The sequence below is a fragment of the Escherichia sp. HH091_1A genome (assembly GCF_030295175.1).
Taxonomy (GTDB): Bacteria; Pseudomonadota; Gammaproteobacteria; order Enterobacterales; family Enterobacteriaceae; genus Escherichia; species Escherichia coli_F.
In genome coordinates, this window is the sequence record NZ_AP025748.1 from 188,206 (window position 1) to 207,568 (window position 19,363).

16 protein-coding genes and 1 pseudogene are annotated in these 19,363 nt (G+C 47.5%); 4 read left to right on the plus strand and 13 right to left on the minus strand.

The genetic code is table 11. From position 1 onward, the window contains the following. Window positions 1–6: 6 nt before the first annotated feature. The 13 genes from gspE to QUF14_RS28330 all read right to left on the minus strand — a co-directional run bounded on the left by gspE (window position 7) and on the right by QUF14_RS28330 (window position 16,049). Window positions 7–1,500 (minus strand): type II secretion system ATPase GspE, encoded by a 1,494-nt coding sequence (gene gspE / locus QUF14_RS28270; RefSeq protein ID WP_000043378.1) that lies wholly within the window; start codon window positions 1,498–1,500, stop codon window positions 7–9. Beyond that, the gene (gene gspD / locus QUF14_RS28275; protein WP_000253903.1) at window positions 1,497–3,467 is read right to left on the minus strand and encodes a type II secretion system secretin GspD; all 1,971 of its coding nucleotides are present in this window, start codon (window positions 3,465–3,467) and stop codon (window positions 1,497–1,499) included. The genes gspE and gspD overlap by 4 nt, the downstream gene beginning before the upstream one ends. Further along, complete coding sequence (gene gspC / locus QUF14_RS28280) at window positions 3,468–4,295, minus strand: type II secretion system protein GspC (protein ID WP_000651541.1); 828 nt, start codon at window positions 4,293–4,295, stop codon at window positions 3,468–3,470. 131 nt (window positions 4,296–4,426) lie between these two features. Beyond that, window positions 4,427–7,084, minus strand: coding sequence for a M66 family metalloprotease (locus tag QUF14_RS28285; protein ID WP_024211962.1), 2,658 nt, complete (start codon window positions 7,082–7,084; stop codon window positions 4,427–4,429). Window positions 7,085–7,497: 413 nt separating this feature from the next. Continuing rightward, on the minus strand, window positions 7,498–8,133 hold the full coding sequence (locus QUF14_RS28290) for a hypothetical protein (RefSeq protein ID WP_024211961.1): 636 nt from the start codon (window positions 8,131–8,133) through the stop codon (window positions 7,498–7,500). A gap of 66 nt (window positions 8,134–8,199) precedes the next feature. Continuing rightward, complete coding sequence (gene faeJ, locus QUF14_RS28295) at window positions 8,200–8,973, minus strand: F4 (K88) fimbria accessory protein FaeJ (protein WP_024211960.1); 774 nt, start codon at window positions 8,971–8,973, stop codon at window positions 8,200–8,202. Between the two features lie 16 nt (window positions 8,974–8,989). Next, entirely contained in the window at window positions 8,990–9,754 is a 765-nt protein-coding gene (gene faeI, locus QUF14_RS28300; RefSeq protein WP_000738847.1) for a F4 (K88) fimbria minor subunit FaeI, read from the minus strand. Between the two features lie 29 nt (window positions 9,755–9,783). Beyond that, entirely contained in the window at window positions 9,784–10,581 is a 798-nt protein-coding gene (gene faeH / locus QUF14_RS28305) for a F4 (K88) fimbria minor subunit FaeH (RefSeq protein WP_000859341.1), read from the minus strand. A 95-nt stretch (window positions 10,582–10,676) separates the two neighbouring features. Then, complete coding sequence (gene fim41a / locus QUF14_RS28310; protein ID WP_040091216.1) at window positions 10,677–11,510, minus strand: fimbrial adhesin F41 protein Fim41a; 834 nt, start codon at window positions 11,508–11,510, stop codon at window positions 10,677–10,679. A gap of 237 nt (window positions 11,511–11,747) precedes the next feature. After that, window positions 11,748–12,239 (minus strand): F4 (K88) fimbria minor subunit FaeF, encoded by a 492-nt coding sequence (gene faeF, locus QUF14_RS28315; RefSeq protein ID WP_000753471.1) that lies wholly within the window; start codon window positions 12,237–12,239, stop codon window positions 11,748–11,750. Between the two features lie 34 nt (window positions 12,240–12,273). Next, window positions 12,274–13,065: a F4 (K88) fimbrial chaperone FaeE gene (gene faeE / locus QUF14_RS28320; protein WP_000044495.1), complete on the minus strand. Its 792-nt coding sequence runs from the start codon at window positions 13,063–13,065 to the stop codon at window positions 12,274–12,276. Next, a complete protein-coding gene (gene faeD, locus QUF14_RS28325; RefSeq protein WP_374756954.1) occupies window positions 13,058–15,499 on the minus strand; it encodes a F4 (K88) fimbrial usher FaeD in 2,442 nt (813 codons plus the stop codon). Before faeD ends, faeE begins: the two co-directional genes overlap by 8 nt. A gap of 13 nt (window positions 15,500–15,512) precedes the next feature. Further along, on the minus strand, window positions 15,513–16,049 hold the full coding sequence (locus tag QUF14_RS28330) for a fimbrial protein (RefSeq protein ID WP_024211958.1): 537 nt from the start codon (window positions 16,047–16,049) through the stop codon (window positions 15,513–15,515). Between the two features lie 186 nt (window positions 16,050–16,235). On the opposite strand from QUF14_RS28330, the gene QUF14_RS28335 reads away from it, so the two are divergent. The 4 genes and pseudogenes from QUF14_RS28335 to QUF14_RS28350 all read left to right on the plus strand — a co-directional run. Further along, entirely contained in the window at window positions 16,236–17,060 is an 825-nt protein-coding gene (locus QUF14_RS28335) for a helix-turn-helix domain-containing protein (RefSeq protein WP_000919911.1), read from the plus strand. 527 nt (window positions 17,061–17,587) lie between these two features. Then, entirely contained in the window at window positions 17,588–18,433 is an 846-nt protein-coding gene (locus QUF14_RS28340) for a helix-turn-helix domain-containing protein (protein ID WP_040091217.1), read from the plus strand. Between the two features lie 265 nt (window positions 18,434–18,698). Next, window positions 18,699–19,064, plus strand: coding sequence for a hypothetical protein (locus QUF14_RS28345; RefSeq protein ID WP_047088947.1), 366 nt, complete (start codon window positions 18,699–18,701; stop codon window positions 19,062–19,064). Then, window positions 19,064–19,363, plus strand: a pseudogene (locus tag QUF14_RS28350) (IS91 family transposase); the annotation flags it as partial. The gene QUF14_RS28345 and the pseudogene QUF14_RS28350, both read left to right, overlap by 1 nt.

Here is a 19,363-nt window from a genome sequence, read left to right on the forward strand (position 1 = left end):
CTCTTCCTACGCTTGATTTTCAGTCACGCGCACCACTTCTTCCCAACTGGTCTCCCCCGCCAGCACTTTTTGACGCCCATCGCTACGCAACGTCACATAGCTGCTCCCTAACAGGCGGGCGATACTCAGCTCACTTTCACCTCTATAGATAGCGTCCCTTACACGCTCATTGATCAGTAGCAGCTCGTGAATCCCGGTACGTCCGCGATATCCAGTAAAACAACATTGCTGACACCCTTTTGGCTGCCAGATTGTTGTACCTACAGGAATATTCATGACTTTCGCCAGACTGGCATCGACCAGATACGGCTGACGACAATCTGGACACAAAGTACGAACTAATCGCTGGGCCAGCACCGCCAGCAATGATGTGGAGAGCAGGAAGGGGGGAATGCCCATATCCTGAAGACGTGACAACGCCCCTGTCGCACTATTGGTATGTAACGTAGAAAGCACCAGATGTCCGGTCAACGATGCCTGAATCGCAATCTGGGCTGTCTCACTATCTCGGATCTCGCCAACCAGCACCACGTCCGGGTCTTGACGTAAAATAGCGCGCAGGCTACGGGCAAAGGTCATATCAACTTTAGGATTAACTTGTGTCTGACTGACACATTCAAGTTCATATTCAATTGGATCTTCGACCGTCATGATGTTACGTACCCTAGCATTCAACCGGCTTAGTGCGGCATACAGGGTGGTGCTTTTGCCTGAACCGGTTGGCCCGGTTACCAGGATAATGCCGTGTGGTCGTTGGAGCAGTTCGTCAATGTGGCACTGGTTTTGTGGTGACATCCCAAGCGTAGCAAGATCAAGGCTGACGCTATTTTTATCCAGTAAACGAATCACAATGCGCTCACCGTAGTTGGAAGGTAAAGTAGACACGCGCACATCAACCGCTCTGCCGCCGATACGCAATACCATGCGACCATCCTGGGGGATTCGCTTTTCGGCAATATCTAACTTTGCCATGACTTTGATGCGTGAAATCAGTAACGACGCCAAGCTGCGTTGCAAACGAAGGATCTCACGCAACCCCCCGTCAATGCGAAAACGAACTTGCAAATGACATTCGTAGGTTTCAATATGAATATCAGAGGCTTTATCTTTGATTGCCTCGGTCAGCATGGCGTTAATCAAACGGATAATTGGCGCGTCATCATCGGCATCCAATAAATCGTCACTGTCCGGCATCTCCTCCGCGAGAGTGTAAAAATCCATTTCGTTACCAATATCCGCCATCATCTGCCGCGCCTCATCAGAATCGCGCTGATAACTGCTCACTAACTGTTTTTCAAACTCTTCCGCGGGAACTGTCGTGACCGTCAGATCGCCTCCGGCTACCCTGCGCACCTCAAGTAATGCACTGGCCGGGGTATCCTCCATACACAGCACCCGGTTACCACCAGCCTCACGCAACAGTAAAATCCTTTGTGAACGTGAATAGGTAAAAGGTAAGGGGGGCCGTGATTCAATCGGATTCAGTGGCTGCTTGCTCATGGTGCCTCCTGCGGATAAAATGAGCCGATCGCCGCTTTTACTTGCTTAAACGTCGTATTGTCTTGCTCTGGCTGCAATTTGAGTTGATCCTCATTTAATGTCAGTTCATTAGCTCCATTGCCACGCGACTGCACCTGCTCTTGATTAAACGATCGGTATTTATCCACTGACGCACGGCGGAACTCATCACCTTCGCGAATAATAGATGGCCGAATAAACAGCATCAGGTTACGTTTAGCAACATGCTCACTTTTAGCTCGGAATAGATGCCCCAGCACGGGAATATCACCCAGCAACGGCACTCGGCTCTCGCTACCCTTAATGGATTTATCCAGCAATCCACCGACAACAACCGTTTCGCCATTACCCACCAGCATGGCATTAGTGACAGTTCTGGTATTGAAGGTTGCCCCTAAGTTACTTGTACTGCTTGCGGCGGTTTCTGCGACACCAGAAACCTCTTGCTCTATCTCCAGTAATACCGAATCACCTTCGTTAATTTGGGGTTTTACCTTCAGTTTGATCCCTACCGTTTTACGTTCCACAGTATTAAAAATATTGTCCCCTGATGTGGTCTGTGAACCTGACAACACGGGTACTTCTTGGCCGACATTAAACGTCGCTTCCATGTTATCTAGAGTGACAATACTCGGCGTCGCGAGAATATCGTTCTTGCTGCTTGTGGAAAGAGCTGTTAGCAGCATCGCCCAGTTTCCGTGATAAAATCCGGCAGCAATACCATTGAAACTACTTATCGCTGTGTTCTGGTCCTTATCAGACGAGCCGTTTTGACTTGCTTGTGTAACAGTCGTGATGGGTAAACCTGTGTTAGTAAATTGCATTACCCCTACCTGCTTATTCGCCCACTGGATGCCTAAATTGAGGCCATCAGCATCTTGTACTTCGGCAATAATCGCTTCTACCAGTACTTGTGGACGGCGAATATCCAACTGTGCAATCACGTTTTCAAGGTCGCGCATGACATCGGGAGCCCCTGTCAGGAGCAGTGAGTTGGTTTGCTCATGGGACTTGATAGTGACCCCTTTACGCAGAGCACTTATTGGATTGCTCTTTTTTTGATCATTTCCAATGCTATTGCTGACGCCTGTTAGCACTTCCACCAAATCTTTCGCTTTCGCATATTTCAGGTATATCACCTTGGTATTTCCCTGAACTTTCTGTTCCCGATCCAGTTGGTTAATCATGGCGACAATACGCTGGCGAGCGCCTGGCTCCCCGCTAATTAACACTGAATTTGTCCGTTCATCGGCAACCAGATTAGCCGTCATCCAAGCTGGCATCGCCGACTTACTGGTATCTTTAGTCAACTCAGTAATCATTTTGACCACTTCTGTTGCCGAAGCGTATGCAAGCGGTACAGTGACAACACTACGATTGCCTACATTGTCCACCCGCTCGACGATCTCCATCAGCCGTTTGATTACCGCCGCACGTCCTGTCATTAACAGGACATTGGAAGGCTCATAATGCGTAACACTACCAGCGCCAGCGCTATCATTGAGCTGCCGCAGTAGAGGAGCTAAATCTCTTGCCGCCACATTCTTCACGGGGACCACACGAGTCACAACCTCATCCCCGCTCCCCGGTTCAGCGTCACTGGCTACCGGTACTGCCGCCATTTTGGCATCTTTTGAACGCACAACTTTAAGAATACCGTTATGCATATCGATGACAGCAAAACCATAAACATCTAATACGCTAAGAAAGAACTGATAATACTGTTCTTCATTTAACATATCGTAACTGCGCACGGTTATTGTGCCTTGTACGTCAGGATCAATGATGACGGTTTTCTTCAGATTCTTGCTGACTGTATTAATAAACTCCTGAATATCAGTCCCTTTAAAACTGGCAGAAAATTCTGCGCTCCATCCTAATGAAGAGCTAAATAATGTTATCACGAATACGAAAATTGGTAAGCACCCATTTAACCATTTGCTAACCACTTACTCCCCGCCTCCCACAGCAATAAATACATCATGCAACTGACCATCACGTTCGACAGTAATTTTTATTTCTGTAAGCTCTGGCAATTGTTCCATTATTTGCTGGGACTGTTTGGAATCACGCAGATCAGAGCCATTTAATGACACAGCCAAATCGTCATCCTGTAATCCGACATGATAGAATAATTTACTATCCTTACCGGGATTCAGCCGATAGCCATTAAGTTTATTACTCACCATGACAGGTGAAATATTAACAAAATCAAAAATATTTTTTGGTTGATATGCCACACGTGCGGAAATTTCACCGTGCTTTGAACTATCATTGACGTTATTTTTAGTAGGTTTGTCGAAATTAAGAAACAGAGTCTCATTTCTTCCCTGATATTTAATGATGATATAATCTTTAAAGATATCGGTAATAGTAGCATCGTATCCCGGCACCCTTTCACCCACTCCCACGCTAACCTGATGATTATCATTAACAATAATAGCAATAGAGTTTTCAGCCTTCGAACTGGAAACTATCCCTGACACGTCAATATTAAGCATTGATTGTGGTGCATTGTGCATAGAAGATTGCGCATCTTGCTCAGTAATCTCTGTTGGCGAAGACGCCATACCAAATAAATCGAACTGAAATGTCTCCCCCATTTTGTTATTAGTCACCGTCGCTTGTGGTGCGATAACAGGGGATAAACTAACTATTGGTTTTTCATCAGTCGTCCAAAATTGGCAAATAACAATAACCAGTTGATAACCAACCATGAGCAAAACCACGCACAAAAGCCAGGTAGGACTCAGCATTTTAAGTGCGATATCTTTCATTAATAAAGTTACTATTCCTTGGTACAGTACAAAATAACAAAATACAATCCTGAATATTTATCTTGCCATTATGCAGATTGTGTAAATTCAGTAATCGGTGCGACCGATGGTAAGGTCACACCGATATTAGATTAATTACTTACAACTCTCATCGATCTTGGTTTACTAAAGTCGAGATATTGCCCGTTCCAAGCTTTTACTTTTTTCATTTCCCCTGGGCTAACACTACCAACAAATTCACCAATCCTGTTATATGACAAATTATCCCAGTCAGATAAAAGTACTTTCGCTTTAGCTCCACTATCAACATATACTTCATGACCAATAATCCATTCAGGTAGGCGATATCCTGAACGCTTACCGACAGGGAGACAATAACGCTGACCTGAGCTGGCTGATATAATACACCCCTCGTTTTCTTTGGCTGGAATTGCCCGGCCATTGACGGTATAAGTCAGACCTGCTGGTGCAGCTGAAAGTTCTTTCTCAGTCAAGGTTTGACCATTACATACTAACGTGACATGCGTTGGCTGACTTTCGGTCGGTACGTTGATGTGGAACTTATTCATAACCGAGCTGTTAGCACGCTGGTTAGCCAATTTGAATCTCAATTGTCCATTTTGGGTCTCTACCTGTAACTGGCAGTCACTATCTTGCAAATTCGCACTGTCATCAGGATAGGTGAAGCCATAAGCGCCATGCAGTGCAGGATAGATGTAGCTAGACAATGTGTTTTTTGGATCGTAATACCCCACCAGTGTAGTCACCGGTACGCCAAACTGTTCTGGCTTACGAGCTTCCCGGGTATCAATCACGTCACTTTCTTTCCATGTTTCGCCATCGGAAGTAAAACTCTTCTTATACCCTTTAGAAACCAAAATCGTTCCACCGTTAATATGAAGAGAACTTCTATAATTGGCTTGGTGGTTAATGGTCAGAATACGTCCTTTATTATCACTGGAGGCGTCAGGTATATATATATGCTGTGTCCAATAGCCATTCCTCATATTCACGTTGACAACCTGATACTCCGTCATCAACTCAGCGACTTTGCTTGCGCTCAAATCGTTGACCGGGGCCGTGATTTGCTCAACTCGGTTAACAGTGTGTTGATAGGGTTCCATTTGCGCAGTTTCGGCATTCCATTTGCTAAAACCCGTAGAGGAACGGCTGTCGAACACAGCCTTGTTTTCAAAGAAGCTCTGAATAATAGATGCTGAATTTGGCGTATACATGGTGAAGCGGTTAGCATTGGAAAAAGGACTGCCGGACGCCATTGAATCGGAACCGAACTTGTGACCATCGAATGGTTCCTGACACTGATCATTCAGGCAATTTTTCTCATTCGTACGGTTCGGATAAAAGTTAGGGATAAAACGTTTTTTATCGCTATCCCAACCCCAGGTAGAGTTGTTCTGATCGGCGCTACGATGAACGGATCCCGAGAAACCGCCGACAAAATGACCGAGCCCATAGTTGTGGCCGACTTCATGGCTAAATTCATTACCCAGACTAGAGTCTAAAGTGACAATCCCACCGCCACCAGAACCGCCATGTACCTGTATTCCATTCGCGTAATTACCACGGCTATTATGCGCAGCCAATTGAGCAACCACATAAGGATGGCTGTTCTCCCCTGAACCTGCGGTGCTGTTAATGCCGTAGTTGGCATTATCAATACCATGCGAGATCAGCTCCTTACCAATACTTTGTCGCATAGTACCTTCATGCCATCCCCCATTACCAGGATCAGCATCAGTCAACAATGTACCGGTTGGTAGCATGACTTCCTTCAAATGAAGAGGTGCATAATTGTTGACGATCATCCGGCTGGCCGGGATCGTCTGGAAATATTCACGATGTGCCTCTTCGTCTTTGGCAAACGCAAAACGATCACGAGGCGTGGTTAACATCCCAATATCAATTGTATGTAACAGCAGCTCACCTGGCGCCCCTACCTTAATATCGCTCAGTTGACCGGTTAGATTGCCCTGTTTAAACAACAGATTTAGACCCGGTTTGATCCACTCCGCAGGTAACTCTGTACTCCAGGTATCAGGCGCGTAGACAATGCGGTTATTCTCCAACTCCCCATCCCGGAACCACTGGCCGTTTACAAATTTGAACTGTAAAGTCTGGCCATGGGAAATGGTAACCTGCCTTTCGCCGTAATAAATAGTTGAGTTATAGCTAGCATTGGAAATAAGGCGTACCATCTTGCCTTCCAGTTCAGCACCTTGTGGAAGATAGATGCTCTGTACCCAACGACCATTTGCAGTATGGATCTGGACCAAAGCATTATCTGCCAAATATGCCTTGATTGATGAGCCATTGGTATCGCTAAGTTTGTTCACTTCAGCTACATTATTAAGTATTTTAGACGAGTCATTTATGGGAGTGAAATCTATGCCCTCTTCCGGAACCCCCTCCAAATGGTAGAAGGTATCTGGTAGCTCCGAAGGAGGAGAAAGCTTCAACGTACCGAGAAGTTTGTTATTACCATCACGAGCTTCTACTTGCATAGTCGTTTCATAGTTAGCTTGCAATGGTTGCACCAGCAACAGACTCTTACGTAAACCTGTTAGATGTGGCTGCCGATCGCCTTCTTTTATATGAGCAGGCAAAATCTGGCTCTGGGCAAACTGAACCCTAGCAGCTAATGACCCCTGCAAGTCATTAGCTGGTTGCGTTTTATTAAAATAAAGAATGGAGTTATTTTCTGCTGATACAGGAGATGCTCCCAATGAAAGAGATGCAAAAATTAAACAAGATAGATATTTTAATTTCATACAACACCCTAACTGACCTTATGAAATCATATCGTATAAATTAATATCATTACCGAACAGGCATTATATTTACACATCTACACAAGTATCAATATCAAAACAATAATCACGAATGTAACTTGTAATAGTTGCTTATAATTCTTATCGTAAGAATTGATAATAAGCACATCAATTCTATTGTTGTTATACGGGTCTTCCCTTGTTGTGATAGCTGAAGGCAATGATATTGGTGTATTTAATCGCCATAGGTCACCGCCATGGACGAATAGTCCCTCTGCATTCATATTCTCAACCTGTCCGCTCCGTGGCAGGTAACGTCTCTTTCTTAGCCGCGAGTCCACTATTGCTGGATAAGATCAGGTTCAAACTTCCCGTTACTAAGCACACGGAGCCGTCTCTCTGAGGATACAAAATCACTGTCTATACTGCGGTTTCTCCATTTTATGAACCTCCTTGTCCAGCCCGGTCATCAGTAGCATTTTGAAATCTCTCACCCCCACATTCTCTGCCAGCCGGGCGTAATGCCAGTACAGACCTCGCTCACTCTGGTTCAGAGGACGGACTCTTCCTCTCCCAGAAAGGCGTTTCAGTGCCAGTCTCTGTCCGGAGGTCAGACGGAATTTACCAGCACGTAATGGATTTATGTTCAGTGCCATGCGCACAGTTCTTTCCAGGTCCGACAAAGGCATGCATCCGCTGTACACCGGGCAGATATTTCGTAACACCTTCAGCATCTCCAGCCTTTCCGGCACCAGAACCAGCATTTCACCGGACATTTCCGCCCTCACTTCACATATCATGGATAAATGACGCCCCCATCCCGCAACAGGCTCTGCACTTAGCGCCACAATAATCAGATCCCAGCCCTCCCGGGAACAAGTATATCCCAGTGGCACACGGTAAACGTCGTATCCACAGTCTGATAACAGGCTCCATAGCCCTGTCAACTCATACCAGCAGGTTCCAGTCAGCAGAATTTTTTGTCTTACACTTACAACATTTACCACATCAATACCACACAGAACATTATCACTATCAGCACCAGGAATGCTATACAGGTAATGAAGGAACGGGCACCGACCACCTACAACATCGGTACCACGCTCCCCTCCTTATTAGAAGTACACCACCACCGGAGTTAGATTCCCCTGCCAGCGTTTTACCGGCTCCTCAGCACCGGGGAAATTCACCCGCACATCACTCAGGGATGTCACCCATGCACCGGCAATATGTTGTCTGCCATTCTCCTGTGACAACAGCGACTCTGCCTCTGAAATAAACGCATCAGGACGTGCGGTTAACCCGCCATAGTCCGGGGTCCATTCATAGCCGTTCACCTGCCATAACTGGCGTTTCACCTGCTTTTCGGCCCCCGGCGTCACCTCTCCACTGACCACGCTCCAGCCCTGGCCGGCAGTGATATTGTCCTGCCATGCCAGAAGATGGCGCATCGTAAACGTGATTTCCCCGTAACGCACCTGCCCTTGGGCGAGTTCTCCCCGGGCCGCAATACGGGGGGATGACGGTGTCACCTGAAGCAATGTCACTGACGGCTGCAGCCCCGGACGGGCGGTTGTCAGTGATGCTGTATGCCCGCCAAGAATATAAAAATCCTGCCCTGTCCGGCTTTCACTGACCATTCCACTTTTACCCGTTGTCAGACCAACCTGCACGGCGTCTGATGTACTCATCCGCACAGCGCAGGGCTGCCACTGCCAGGAAACCTCAGGAACATACAACGTGCCGCTGAATTCCGTCACGCCTACAGTCATTCCCTCCTGCCAGTATCCCGGTGGAATAATCAGAGGTTGTGCCAGCACACTGGCTGAAGTCAGAAAAAACAGAGCCGGAGACATACCGGACTTCAGACGATGAATAATATTCAGCACCGGACAGTCCTCTTTATTACTGGTACTCAATACTTACCGGCAGTGACACCCGCCAGCGTTCCGGCATCGCACCGTTCAGACGTAATTCACCACTGCCTGCCACAGTCTGTGCGCCATATGCACCTTCAATCTGACGCAGGGAGGCATCACTGAAATGACTCACGCCCGAATAACCACTGACTGTCATTGTCTGCAGCCAGCTAGGGCCTTCGCCACTGAACATCTTCTGCAGAATCCCAGGAATATCAGAAAATTTCATAGAATTGCTTTCACTAGGCAGACCATTCGCATTCAGATCGTCATACACGCCGACATACACCGGCTGTCCGTCCTTCACATGGCGCAATACCCCGGTCGCCTGTATTCTGAAAATAAATGAACCTTCCCGGACATTATTATCTCCGGTGACAGGCAGCGTCACTTCCGCCATGCCAGGTGCTGTCCAGACGAGTGAAAAATCCTCAGTGCCCTTTCCGTAACTGACCCGGGGTGAAAGCCCTTCTCGTCCTGCCGATGTGGTCAGGGTGGTTTTTCCCAGTAAAACGGTCATCTCTGGTAGTGCAACCGGAATCCCTTGACCACCGTCACGAACACCGCTGTTCAGTTTAACCTCCTGACGTTCATTCCCCTGTCCGATTTTCCACATCCATGGATTACGGGTGCTGGTCACCGAACCTTCCAGATTCAGCTCTCCACTGAAATCCTCTCCCGGCGTACTCCAAGCCAGTACACAGGAAGGCAGGAGACTGACAGTGTATAGAATCAACGTCATCTTTTTCATTTTTTCTCCTTAATTTCCCCCTGCGACCATCACTGCACTGTGACAGTCACATTCAGGCCCGCCTGCCACGCTGCAGGTGTACCCTCTGCCGGTAACCGCAGTTCAAAATCCGATACTACAGAGGCATATGCCGCAGCAAGATTCATCACGCGACCGTCAGCCAATACCCCCTGACTGATAACCTGACCGTTATCCACCGCAGTCATGCCATTCCCAAAATTCTGACTCATCAGTAACAGAGAAGAGAGTCGGGCTTTCAGCCCCTGTGGCAGCGTTCCTGACTGTACATCCGTCACGCTCTGCCCACTGACCAGCGACATCCCGACTGGTACGGATGCTCCGTCTTCCTGTCTGCCGGCACTGACTGCCATCCCCTGATTCAGGGTGAAAGAAAGCTGTCCTGACACATTTCCCGTCTCCGGATCACGCACGGGGACAGAGGCGTGAAAACGTTGTGCCGTAGTGCCACTGCCTTCCTTTACGGTGAAAGGCTGTCCGTTACTGCTGAAGGTAATAAATGGCGTGAATCCGGGACCTCCGCGCTCAGCCACCTCATACAAATGCCCTTCCAGAAACGGCAAGGGCCCTTTGTCACGCAAATTAAAAACCAGTTGTCCATTCTCTGCTCGCGCATCAGCAGTATCCACTGCCCAGGTCTGGTCCGGTGAACTAATCTGCCAGGTCCATTTGGGAGCTTCGTCAGTGACAAAACCATTAAACTGAATTTCGCCACCATCAAGAATATCTGCATGTGGCGCTGCTGAATAAAACAGAGCCACCGAAATAATGGCTGAAAGAATAAATTTATAGTGACATACTGTTTTCATCATTATTTTCTCTGTTGCATGCAGACAAACACTCACTGCCCCCAACAACCGTCCTTCCCCCCGAAAATAAAACAGAGGGAAGGGCAGAAAGATGATTAACTATAAGTAACGGTGATAGTCACTGGAGCCACCCATTCAAGTCGACCCGCAACATCCTTATTTAAATCCATAACTAAAGTACTACCTGCAGAAACACCAGATCCATAAGAGAGATAAGATGCTTTATTTGCAGAAGTATAGTTATCGTGAGTGAGCTCATTCCAATTGTGGTAACCAGTATAAGAGGTTGAAGCACTTTGCCCTGGCATTAACTTTTCTACATAACCAGCCATTTCAGCTTTTGAGAGTCCATTCCATTTATAGGCTATATTCTGATCAGTAACACTACCTGGATTAACCAGCCCTTCAAATACTGTACCAGCAGAACCACCGGTAATATCCGCTACAGCGCTATCAGTAGTATCGCCATCAAAAATAGTTGCAACTGCCGCACCAAATGACAAAGGAATAGAAAGAGTCCCTAGTTCAGTATTATCACCTGAGTTTTTTACTTTTACAGCAATATCCATTGCTGTATTTGAAGTGAAACTAGGTATAATAACACTACCATCATAAGATGCCATTTCGATCTTAGGAATGAGTGTATTCCCTGCGAAAACACCTTGAACCCCATCACTCATCTTCGCTGCTAAAAATAATTCATCCGTTGGAACAGAAATATTCAACTTCCGTTGAACAATTTCATTTGTAGTATTACTAAGAGATGAAAGTCCATCTCCAGTCTTCCATAGCCACTTAACAGATGATGACGTAATTTCGCCACCAATAATAATGTCACCTGGTTGACCTTCCGTCCAATCAGCAGCCATCACTGAACCAGATACTGCCGCAGCTGCAGCCACAGCTAGTGTAATCAGAGTCTTTTTCATAAAATAATCACCTTGACATTTCATAAATAATAAACTGAATCGGTAACCCTTATTTTTCCGGAATTACCGCAAAACTATCCCCTGCGGATTCATTTAAATAACCGCATTTCATTAAACACTGTGTTTAACTCAGAATAGCTTTACGTTATTCCCGTTTAAAAATACGGTAAATCCCTTTACCAATATGACCCGTTCCGGAGTCACGGATGTATTGCATCTGTTGTCGGAGATGAATCCTCAGTCTTCCACCTGCAGCGCTATCTGCAGATTTCCCCGGTAACTGACCGGGACTTCCAGCTCTGCCGGTGCATCCGTTCTTAACTCAACCAGCTTCTGTGCCTCCGGAACGGCTATCACCACATCCTCACCCTGCTGTCTGGCACTGAGTGCCACTCTCTTTCCGTCAACCATCAGGGCCGTCTTCAGGGTGATGCGGGCTTCCCCGTTATCCGGCAGAGTCTGCTTCACCGTGATATATGTCAGGCCACCTGATGCAGCCCTGGACTCTGCGCTGCGGATGGTCAGGCTGCCGGGAAGAGGCGTCGTGTCTCCACTCCGGTACAACACCGGGTCTGTCGGTGTGCGGGTCACCTTCACAACACTGTTACCTGACACCTGACCATTCACCACCCCCAGATACTGCGTTTTCTCGCTGTATTCAGCGGCCAGTGCTGACTGAATACTGAGTGCACTCAGGGCCAGGGCGACTGCCATCATTGTTTTCTTCATTTATTACCCCTCTGCTCCGTGTTCCGGAGGGCGGTTATTTTTTATCTGCTTTATCAGACAAATTAACCGGCGAATCAGATACCTTCTGCTCGGAAGTCGCTGGCGTTTTTTTCTGGTTAATTGTCCAGGTCTGCAGTTCACCGTAATCGTTCAGTGAAGCAACCTTAACCACATTCCCCTTAACCCGTACTTCATCACCCGGCATGAACATCAGCATTTTCTGTGCCGTCTCATTATCCGTGGCAATTTTCTTCCCGTTTCCATCCAGCAGGCTGCCAATCGCAAAAATGTACGGCGTGGTGTTCACCAGCATGGTCCTGCCATCCGGGCGGCTCTGCAGGCTTAGCCCTTCCTCTGCCCCCTTGCGGCCTTCAAGCAGTGCCTTCGGGCGGTAGAACAGTTTCAGCTTCGTGCGCAGCGCCACTGCAATACCGCTTCCCTCCAGGGCCGGCGGAATATCCTGCAGATTCAGCCAGTACACCGACTCTTTATCCTTCGGCAGATGGTCCGAGGCCATGATGATACGCAGTGTCTGCTGACCATTCGGCTTCACCTTGAAGAAGGACGGCGTCACCACAAAAGTCGGACGGGTGTCCTTCTCCACGATATTGTCCACCCAGGCCTGACCACCAAAGGTACGCTCCTTGTCATTGTTAGTGACCGTGATGGTCAGTGCATCCTTGTCCCCGCGAAAGATATAACGGGTCTGGTCTGCCGCCAGGGAGGCCACCGCACTCTGACAGGTCATCATCAGCGCCAGAGTCATTCCCAGTGCTTTTGTCACCCGGTTAGTGAAAAACGTCGTTACTGCGTTACGCTTACTCACACGTAATCTCCTGTAGTTTCTCAGTATCCTGCAGTCTGACCGCAGGTATCCGGCACTGGCCCAGGGTGATATCCCCCGGCGCATCCACCGTGTTAATCATCAGCACACCATTGTTAGCTACAAAGCCCAGCGGTGTGTTCTTACTGTCACGTGCCCAGGTTCCCCCTGGCACAAACTCACCGTCACGCTGCTTCACCTGCAGAAAGTAACGCTTAACTTTCAGGGCATCAAACGGCATCCACACCACCGCCTTGTCCGTCGGCACCACCCTCTGACTGGTGTTCGTCAGTTCGGTGCTCAGCGGCAGTGTGCCCGCATCAATCGTCACCGTGTTCCAGTCATAGCTGTTCAGCGGTACCACCAAGTTGCCGTCACTGTCAGTCTGTCCGTCACCGGACGTCACCTTCACTCCGGGTGTATCCTTCACGTTCACCACGGCCACGGTATCCCCGGTCGTGCGGCTGAACATAATGTCTTTCGCCGCCGGAACGGCCAGTACCGAACCGCTGACCGAGACAGAACCACTGGTTCCGCCGGACTGCGAGTGGTTCAGGGCACCATTCAGATAAGCCCGGTCACCACTGTACGACGCATTCAGATAACTGCTCATACCACCACCGCTGTCACGCCCACCGCCCAGACCATAACTGAAACGGTCATTCAGCGAGCCTGACACGCCGGCGCTGAAGCCAGTGCCTCCGTCTTTACTCGTACTCACCGACGTACTGCTGCTATAGCGACGGTCAAACAGTGTGAACGGTACCGATACTGACGCCGATGCAGACCAGTTGTTTTCTCCCCGGGTGTTCCGTGAACCGGACCAGCCTAGGTTAAGACTGACGCCCTTAATCTGTGTGCTCAGGGTACCGGTAATCCCCGTGTCCTTACCGTTGTCATCGCTGTACCGGTAACTCCCGGTCATGGATGCGGGGTAATAGCTCCGCTGCCAGCCGGACACCGACAGACTGAATAGTCCACCCACCGGCTGACTGACACCGGCATTCCATTCATCCTTCGTCCGGCGACCATGATTTGACTGCGACCACAACTCTGTCGGGTCAAAGGAGGACATGTCCTCATATTCCTCACTCTGCCGTGACCAGCTCACCCGCAGTCCGGTGTTCGTCATCTCCAGTTGTTTACTCCAGGATAACTGCACCTTATTTCCGCTGCGGCTGCCGTCACGGTATTTTGCCGTGGCATAAGCCCCGTCAGCAGACACCGCCCCCAGGTAACTCAGCCCCAGAACAGCCCCGGCGCTGACGCCCTGCCAGTCCTGGTTAAACACCCCCCCGGTGCGCAGCGTCAGCCCGTCCAGACCGTAACCGTATGACGCCGCAAACACACCGCCTTTCAGGTCACTGTCATCGTCAGGCAAACCGGCTGCCACACTGAACTCGTGCTGCCCCGGGCTTAACTGCCCGGCCATCACCGACAGCGGGAAGTTCTGCACATGTTCACGCCCGTCCTCTCCGGTGATTTTCATGGTCACATCACCACTGGTGTACAGCGGCACATCCGTGATGGAGAACGGACCCGCCGGCACCATCTCCGAATGCAGCAACCGCCCGTTCTGTGTCAGCGTCACCCTCGACATCCCGTTCGCAATGCCGCTGAACACCGGGGTATACCCCAGATTGCCCGGCTTCATGCTGTTGTTCCGGCTCAGCGACACGCCGTACGTTCCCGTACTGCCCAGCAGACTGTCCCCGGTGGATGTTTTCCCGACCGCCAGGTCCGCACTCAGTGCGCGGATGGCCCGGGTGGCCGTAAACATGTTTATCGTGGTGGAGTTATCCCCGCTGTCACCGCCACTGGCCGTGGCAGAAGAACTCACCACCCAGCGCCCGATATTGGCTTTCAGGTCCGCTGAGCCAAAGGCCGAGGTGTTATTACGGCCGGTGTTGGCGTTCGCGTTATAGTTCACGCGAAATGCACTGGTCCCGTAATCCCAGTCCACATTCTCCGGCATCTTCACCAGCCCTTTCTGGGGAATGGACAGTGCCAGACTCTGGGTGGAAACATCAAAATCCACCTTCACTGACGGGGCTTTTGTCAGCACATAGCACCGTCGTGTGGCATCATATCCCTCACGAAAGTAATCTGCACTGACGTAAATCCCGGCCTTCGTCAGCCATGCCTCTGTCAGACACAGCTCATTACTGTCCTGTGGTGTCACATCCAGTATCTGTTTCCCGACCTCCTTCCCGTTCAGGGACAGGTCAACCAGATAACGCCCCGGTACATAGCTACCGTTCAGGGCTGCCCAGACTTCCGGATTAACCCCGGCACCACCCTGGATAAAGGACATATCCAGTTTTTCACCTGCAATACCTGTGGCACTGGAGAAAGCAGCTGATACGGCAAGCGCAAGTGCGGCCCGACGGAAAGCACGAACGAAACCGATTCTGCGACAGCCCTTTTTCCTGCACACAATCTTTTCTCCATTACTGATACGTGACCACAAAGGTCAGCGCCCCTGTGTATTCCCCCGCCTTCACGTTCGCCGGAAACACCGGCTGCGCACGAAAACGGAACTGTCCTTTAGCAGCAAACTCCACCGGGTAATTCACCGAATGACTATCCTGAGTCAGACGTCCGCGATAATCTGCCTGCGCATCCACCGCCCGCACATCCACGCGAATACCATCACCGGCACCGCGGGTGACCACGCCCCCTGCGTCCAGCTGTCCCGGGTTACCAAAATCCAGGGTGGCGACCTGTCCTGCTTTAAAGGCTGAACAGCCCTGAACCGTGGCGCCGGACTCATACAGACGCACAGTGAAGTCACGCGGGGGCACAGACACTCCCGTGGACTTGCGGTAAGTCCCAAACATCAGCCGGCCACTGTTGCCGACGCTGTCCGCATCCACCACCACATGACAGGATGATGCAACCACATCCATACTAAAAACCACCCGCTGAACAATATCTGCATAAACAGAAGAGCTAATTAAAGCAATTAGCGATATAAGAGTCTTCACCCTCCCTCCCACAACAAATATCATTCAATGTATGCTCTTTGAACCTTATTAAATATCACCCAACCCAACAATTTTAGCTAATTGTGCACAATTAAAAAATATAATGCACAATTAGCTAACCGAGAAAACAAAACATATCTTAAATTTGTTTAACACCTGTAGTTTGTGGTTATCATAGGAACTGAGATGCTAAAAAGAATGACAATAAACGCAATGCTATGGCATATTGAGTCAAATATTGAAAACACACCTTTGGGCATAAATGATTTAGTAAAATACTCGGGTTATAGCCGAAGATATTTGCAGTTGATTTTTAAAAAACATACGGGAATTCCTATTGGTTCATATATTCAATCACGGAGAATCACCAGAGCTGCAACTCTTTTAAAATTTACGCAACTATCTATTCTGGCCATATCAGAACAGTTGTTTTATGATTCACAGCAAACATTTACAAGAGAGTTTAAAAAAAACACTGGCTACACCCCTCTACAATACAGAAAAACTGACCACTGGACATTCTGCCAATCCCACAAGGATAAAAAAGGTAATCTATCGCTTCACTTACCTCAAATTTGTTGTATTAATTCTGAGATATTTTATGGTACTGAAATACAGTATATAGAAGAAACCCCCTTTTTTAACCCAGCATCAGATTATAAGTGGAATATAGTTGATACACTATTATCAAACAATAAAAACGTTTATATATCACACAAAGTATCATCAGAAAAATGTGGAAAATTAGTGGTTAATGCTGTTGTATGGAGGCATAATAACTCTTTTACCCCCCCCCGCAAAATCAAGAAAGGGCTTTTTGCTTACTTTTCGTTCAGGGGGGGCAGGGATGATTACTGGAAATACATGCATAATATTCACTCATGGTCTTTACCTATTTATGGTCTTCAAAGGGGAGGAGGGTATGACATAGAAAAAATAACAAAGTATGGTGAAAATGACTTCCTGTTTGAATTTCATATTCCGATAAGAAATCCCAGCGCTATCAGTTAATACAGCCAACCTTTACAGCATAAAAAGCCCCGTAAAAACAACTGTAATATTTATATATTTAGTGGTAATAAACGCAAGGGGCTTGCAGATGATGATTGGAGAAAATTATCCACTGAACGCATCAGGCGCAGCTAAAGTAACTACTTCTTTTTTGCTAGTTATTAATCCCCCTGGAGAGGAACGACTTAGGTGCAAATAATTTTATGATACGGCATATTCCTGATATATTCTCACACATATAAAGAATAAAGTGTCACCACATGAATCACTTTCCTGCATCAACCCGGAATGAAAGAACTCATCACCTAAACCTATAAAGTATAAGCTCCCACGCAAAAACAAAAAATTCACAGGACTTTCAACATAATAAAAACATGATAACATAAAACACAAAACTAATAAAAAACAAATACAGCAACCATAATAAAAAAGACTAAACAACACAAATTTACAAAATCAGCCTTATAACACTTCAACTTCCTACGGTACAATCAGAAAAGAGGAGAATAAATTAATCAGCAATTATCATGTTACAAAAAACAACCATTAATGCCATACTGAGATATATTGATGAACACATAGAAAAAAAAATAAACATTCATATCCTTGTTCAACACTCAGGTTATAGCCGTAGATACTTACAGTTACTCTTCTGTAAAGAGCTGGGCATTCCAATAGGAAAATATATCCAACGCAGGAGGATAACTAGGGCAGCGCTTCTGTTACAACTCACAAGGCTACCAATTACATTAATATCAGAAAGACTTTGTTATGACTCACAACAAACATTCACACGAGAATTCAGAAAACATACAGGATACACTCCTCTCCAGTATAGAAAAAGTGAAGAATGGACATTTAAAAACCAGACTGGCCACAGAGATTTAAAAATATCATTACCCGTTCCACAAATTACAGCCTTACCCCAAATATTCTTTTCTGGAATATCTATTAACTATACAGGAATAATACCACACAAATACGACAACGCAAAAAAAAAATGGGATACAATAAGCTCAATTCTTTCAAAAAAAACAAAGATATATGTAACAAACACGATATCTCACGGAAAAAAAACAAGTAATGAATTCAATATAAAAACCATTATCCATACTTCAGAAGAATATCCTTGCACAAAAAATACTACATATCCAAACATTTATGCTCACTTCACATACAAAGGTAAAGCGAAAGATTATGTTTGCTATGTAAATAATTTATATTTAAATGTTTTGCCTTTTTATGGTTTACAAAGAAGGAGTGGATATGATTTAGAAATCATATCCACTCAACCTAACGGAGAATATTACTTTGAATACTACTTACCTATATACAAAGATTCTGAAGTGGCTCCTGAGATACCAGACAGTTGATGTGTATCTTAAAATAAGAGGTAGGCTCGGATATATGTCTAACACTAAATAGGTGCGTCCAATAGTAGATCACTCAGGGAGAACTCAGTCCGGTTTATGCGATCTGCTCAATCGCTGAATATCCTAAATCACCAACCGGACTGAGCAATGCCGATCATAGTACCAATTCCCAGAACTCGAGTAGGCAGCCTGACGGCTGCGACTTGTCATGGTCTGCCATTACCGCTATAAAAACAGACAATGTTATTGTCTTTCAGTTAGTTATATGGCCCGTTCAGCTAAACCCCGTAAACGAAAACCTGCACCTCAAAGAAGCAAACTTCCCCGCTATGTCGTGAAGCTTCACGACGATGACTTCTTTGACGAAGAAGACGCAGAAGTTCTGCGCTTTGATAGTTTTGACGATGCCGTTAAGTGCTGCGCAGACCTTAATATTCCGTTCTTTGTGGATGCGGGAAACAAAAAGCTGGTCTTCTGGTTTGTACGTGTCGATGACGAAGGGTATCCGGAAATAGCCCGCTGCACGGAGCGGGAATTTGCAACCATTTTTGCCGGTATCAGCGCCGGCGGCATGTACTGCCCGGAGTGTGGCACGGTTCACTGGCCGGACGGAGTCACCCCACCCTTCTGATGCTTCCCCGTTTTGCCGACATTTTTCAGCAGGGAAACCGCTGGCTTAACTGGCTGGAGAAACAGCCGGAAGGCTCAGTACGTCAGGTGGTCATTGAGTCTGTGACAAAAATCATGGCGTGCGGAACCACGCTGATGGGGTACACACAGTGGTGCTGTTCATCACCGGACTGTTGCCACACAAAAAAGGTCTGCTTCCGGTGTAAAAGCCGCTCCTGCCCGCACTGCGGAGTGAAGGCTGGCGCACAGTGGATACAGTATCTGCTGAGTCTGGTCCCCGACTGTCCGTGGCAGCATATT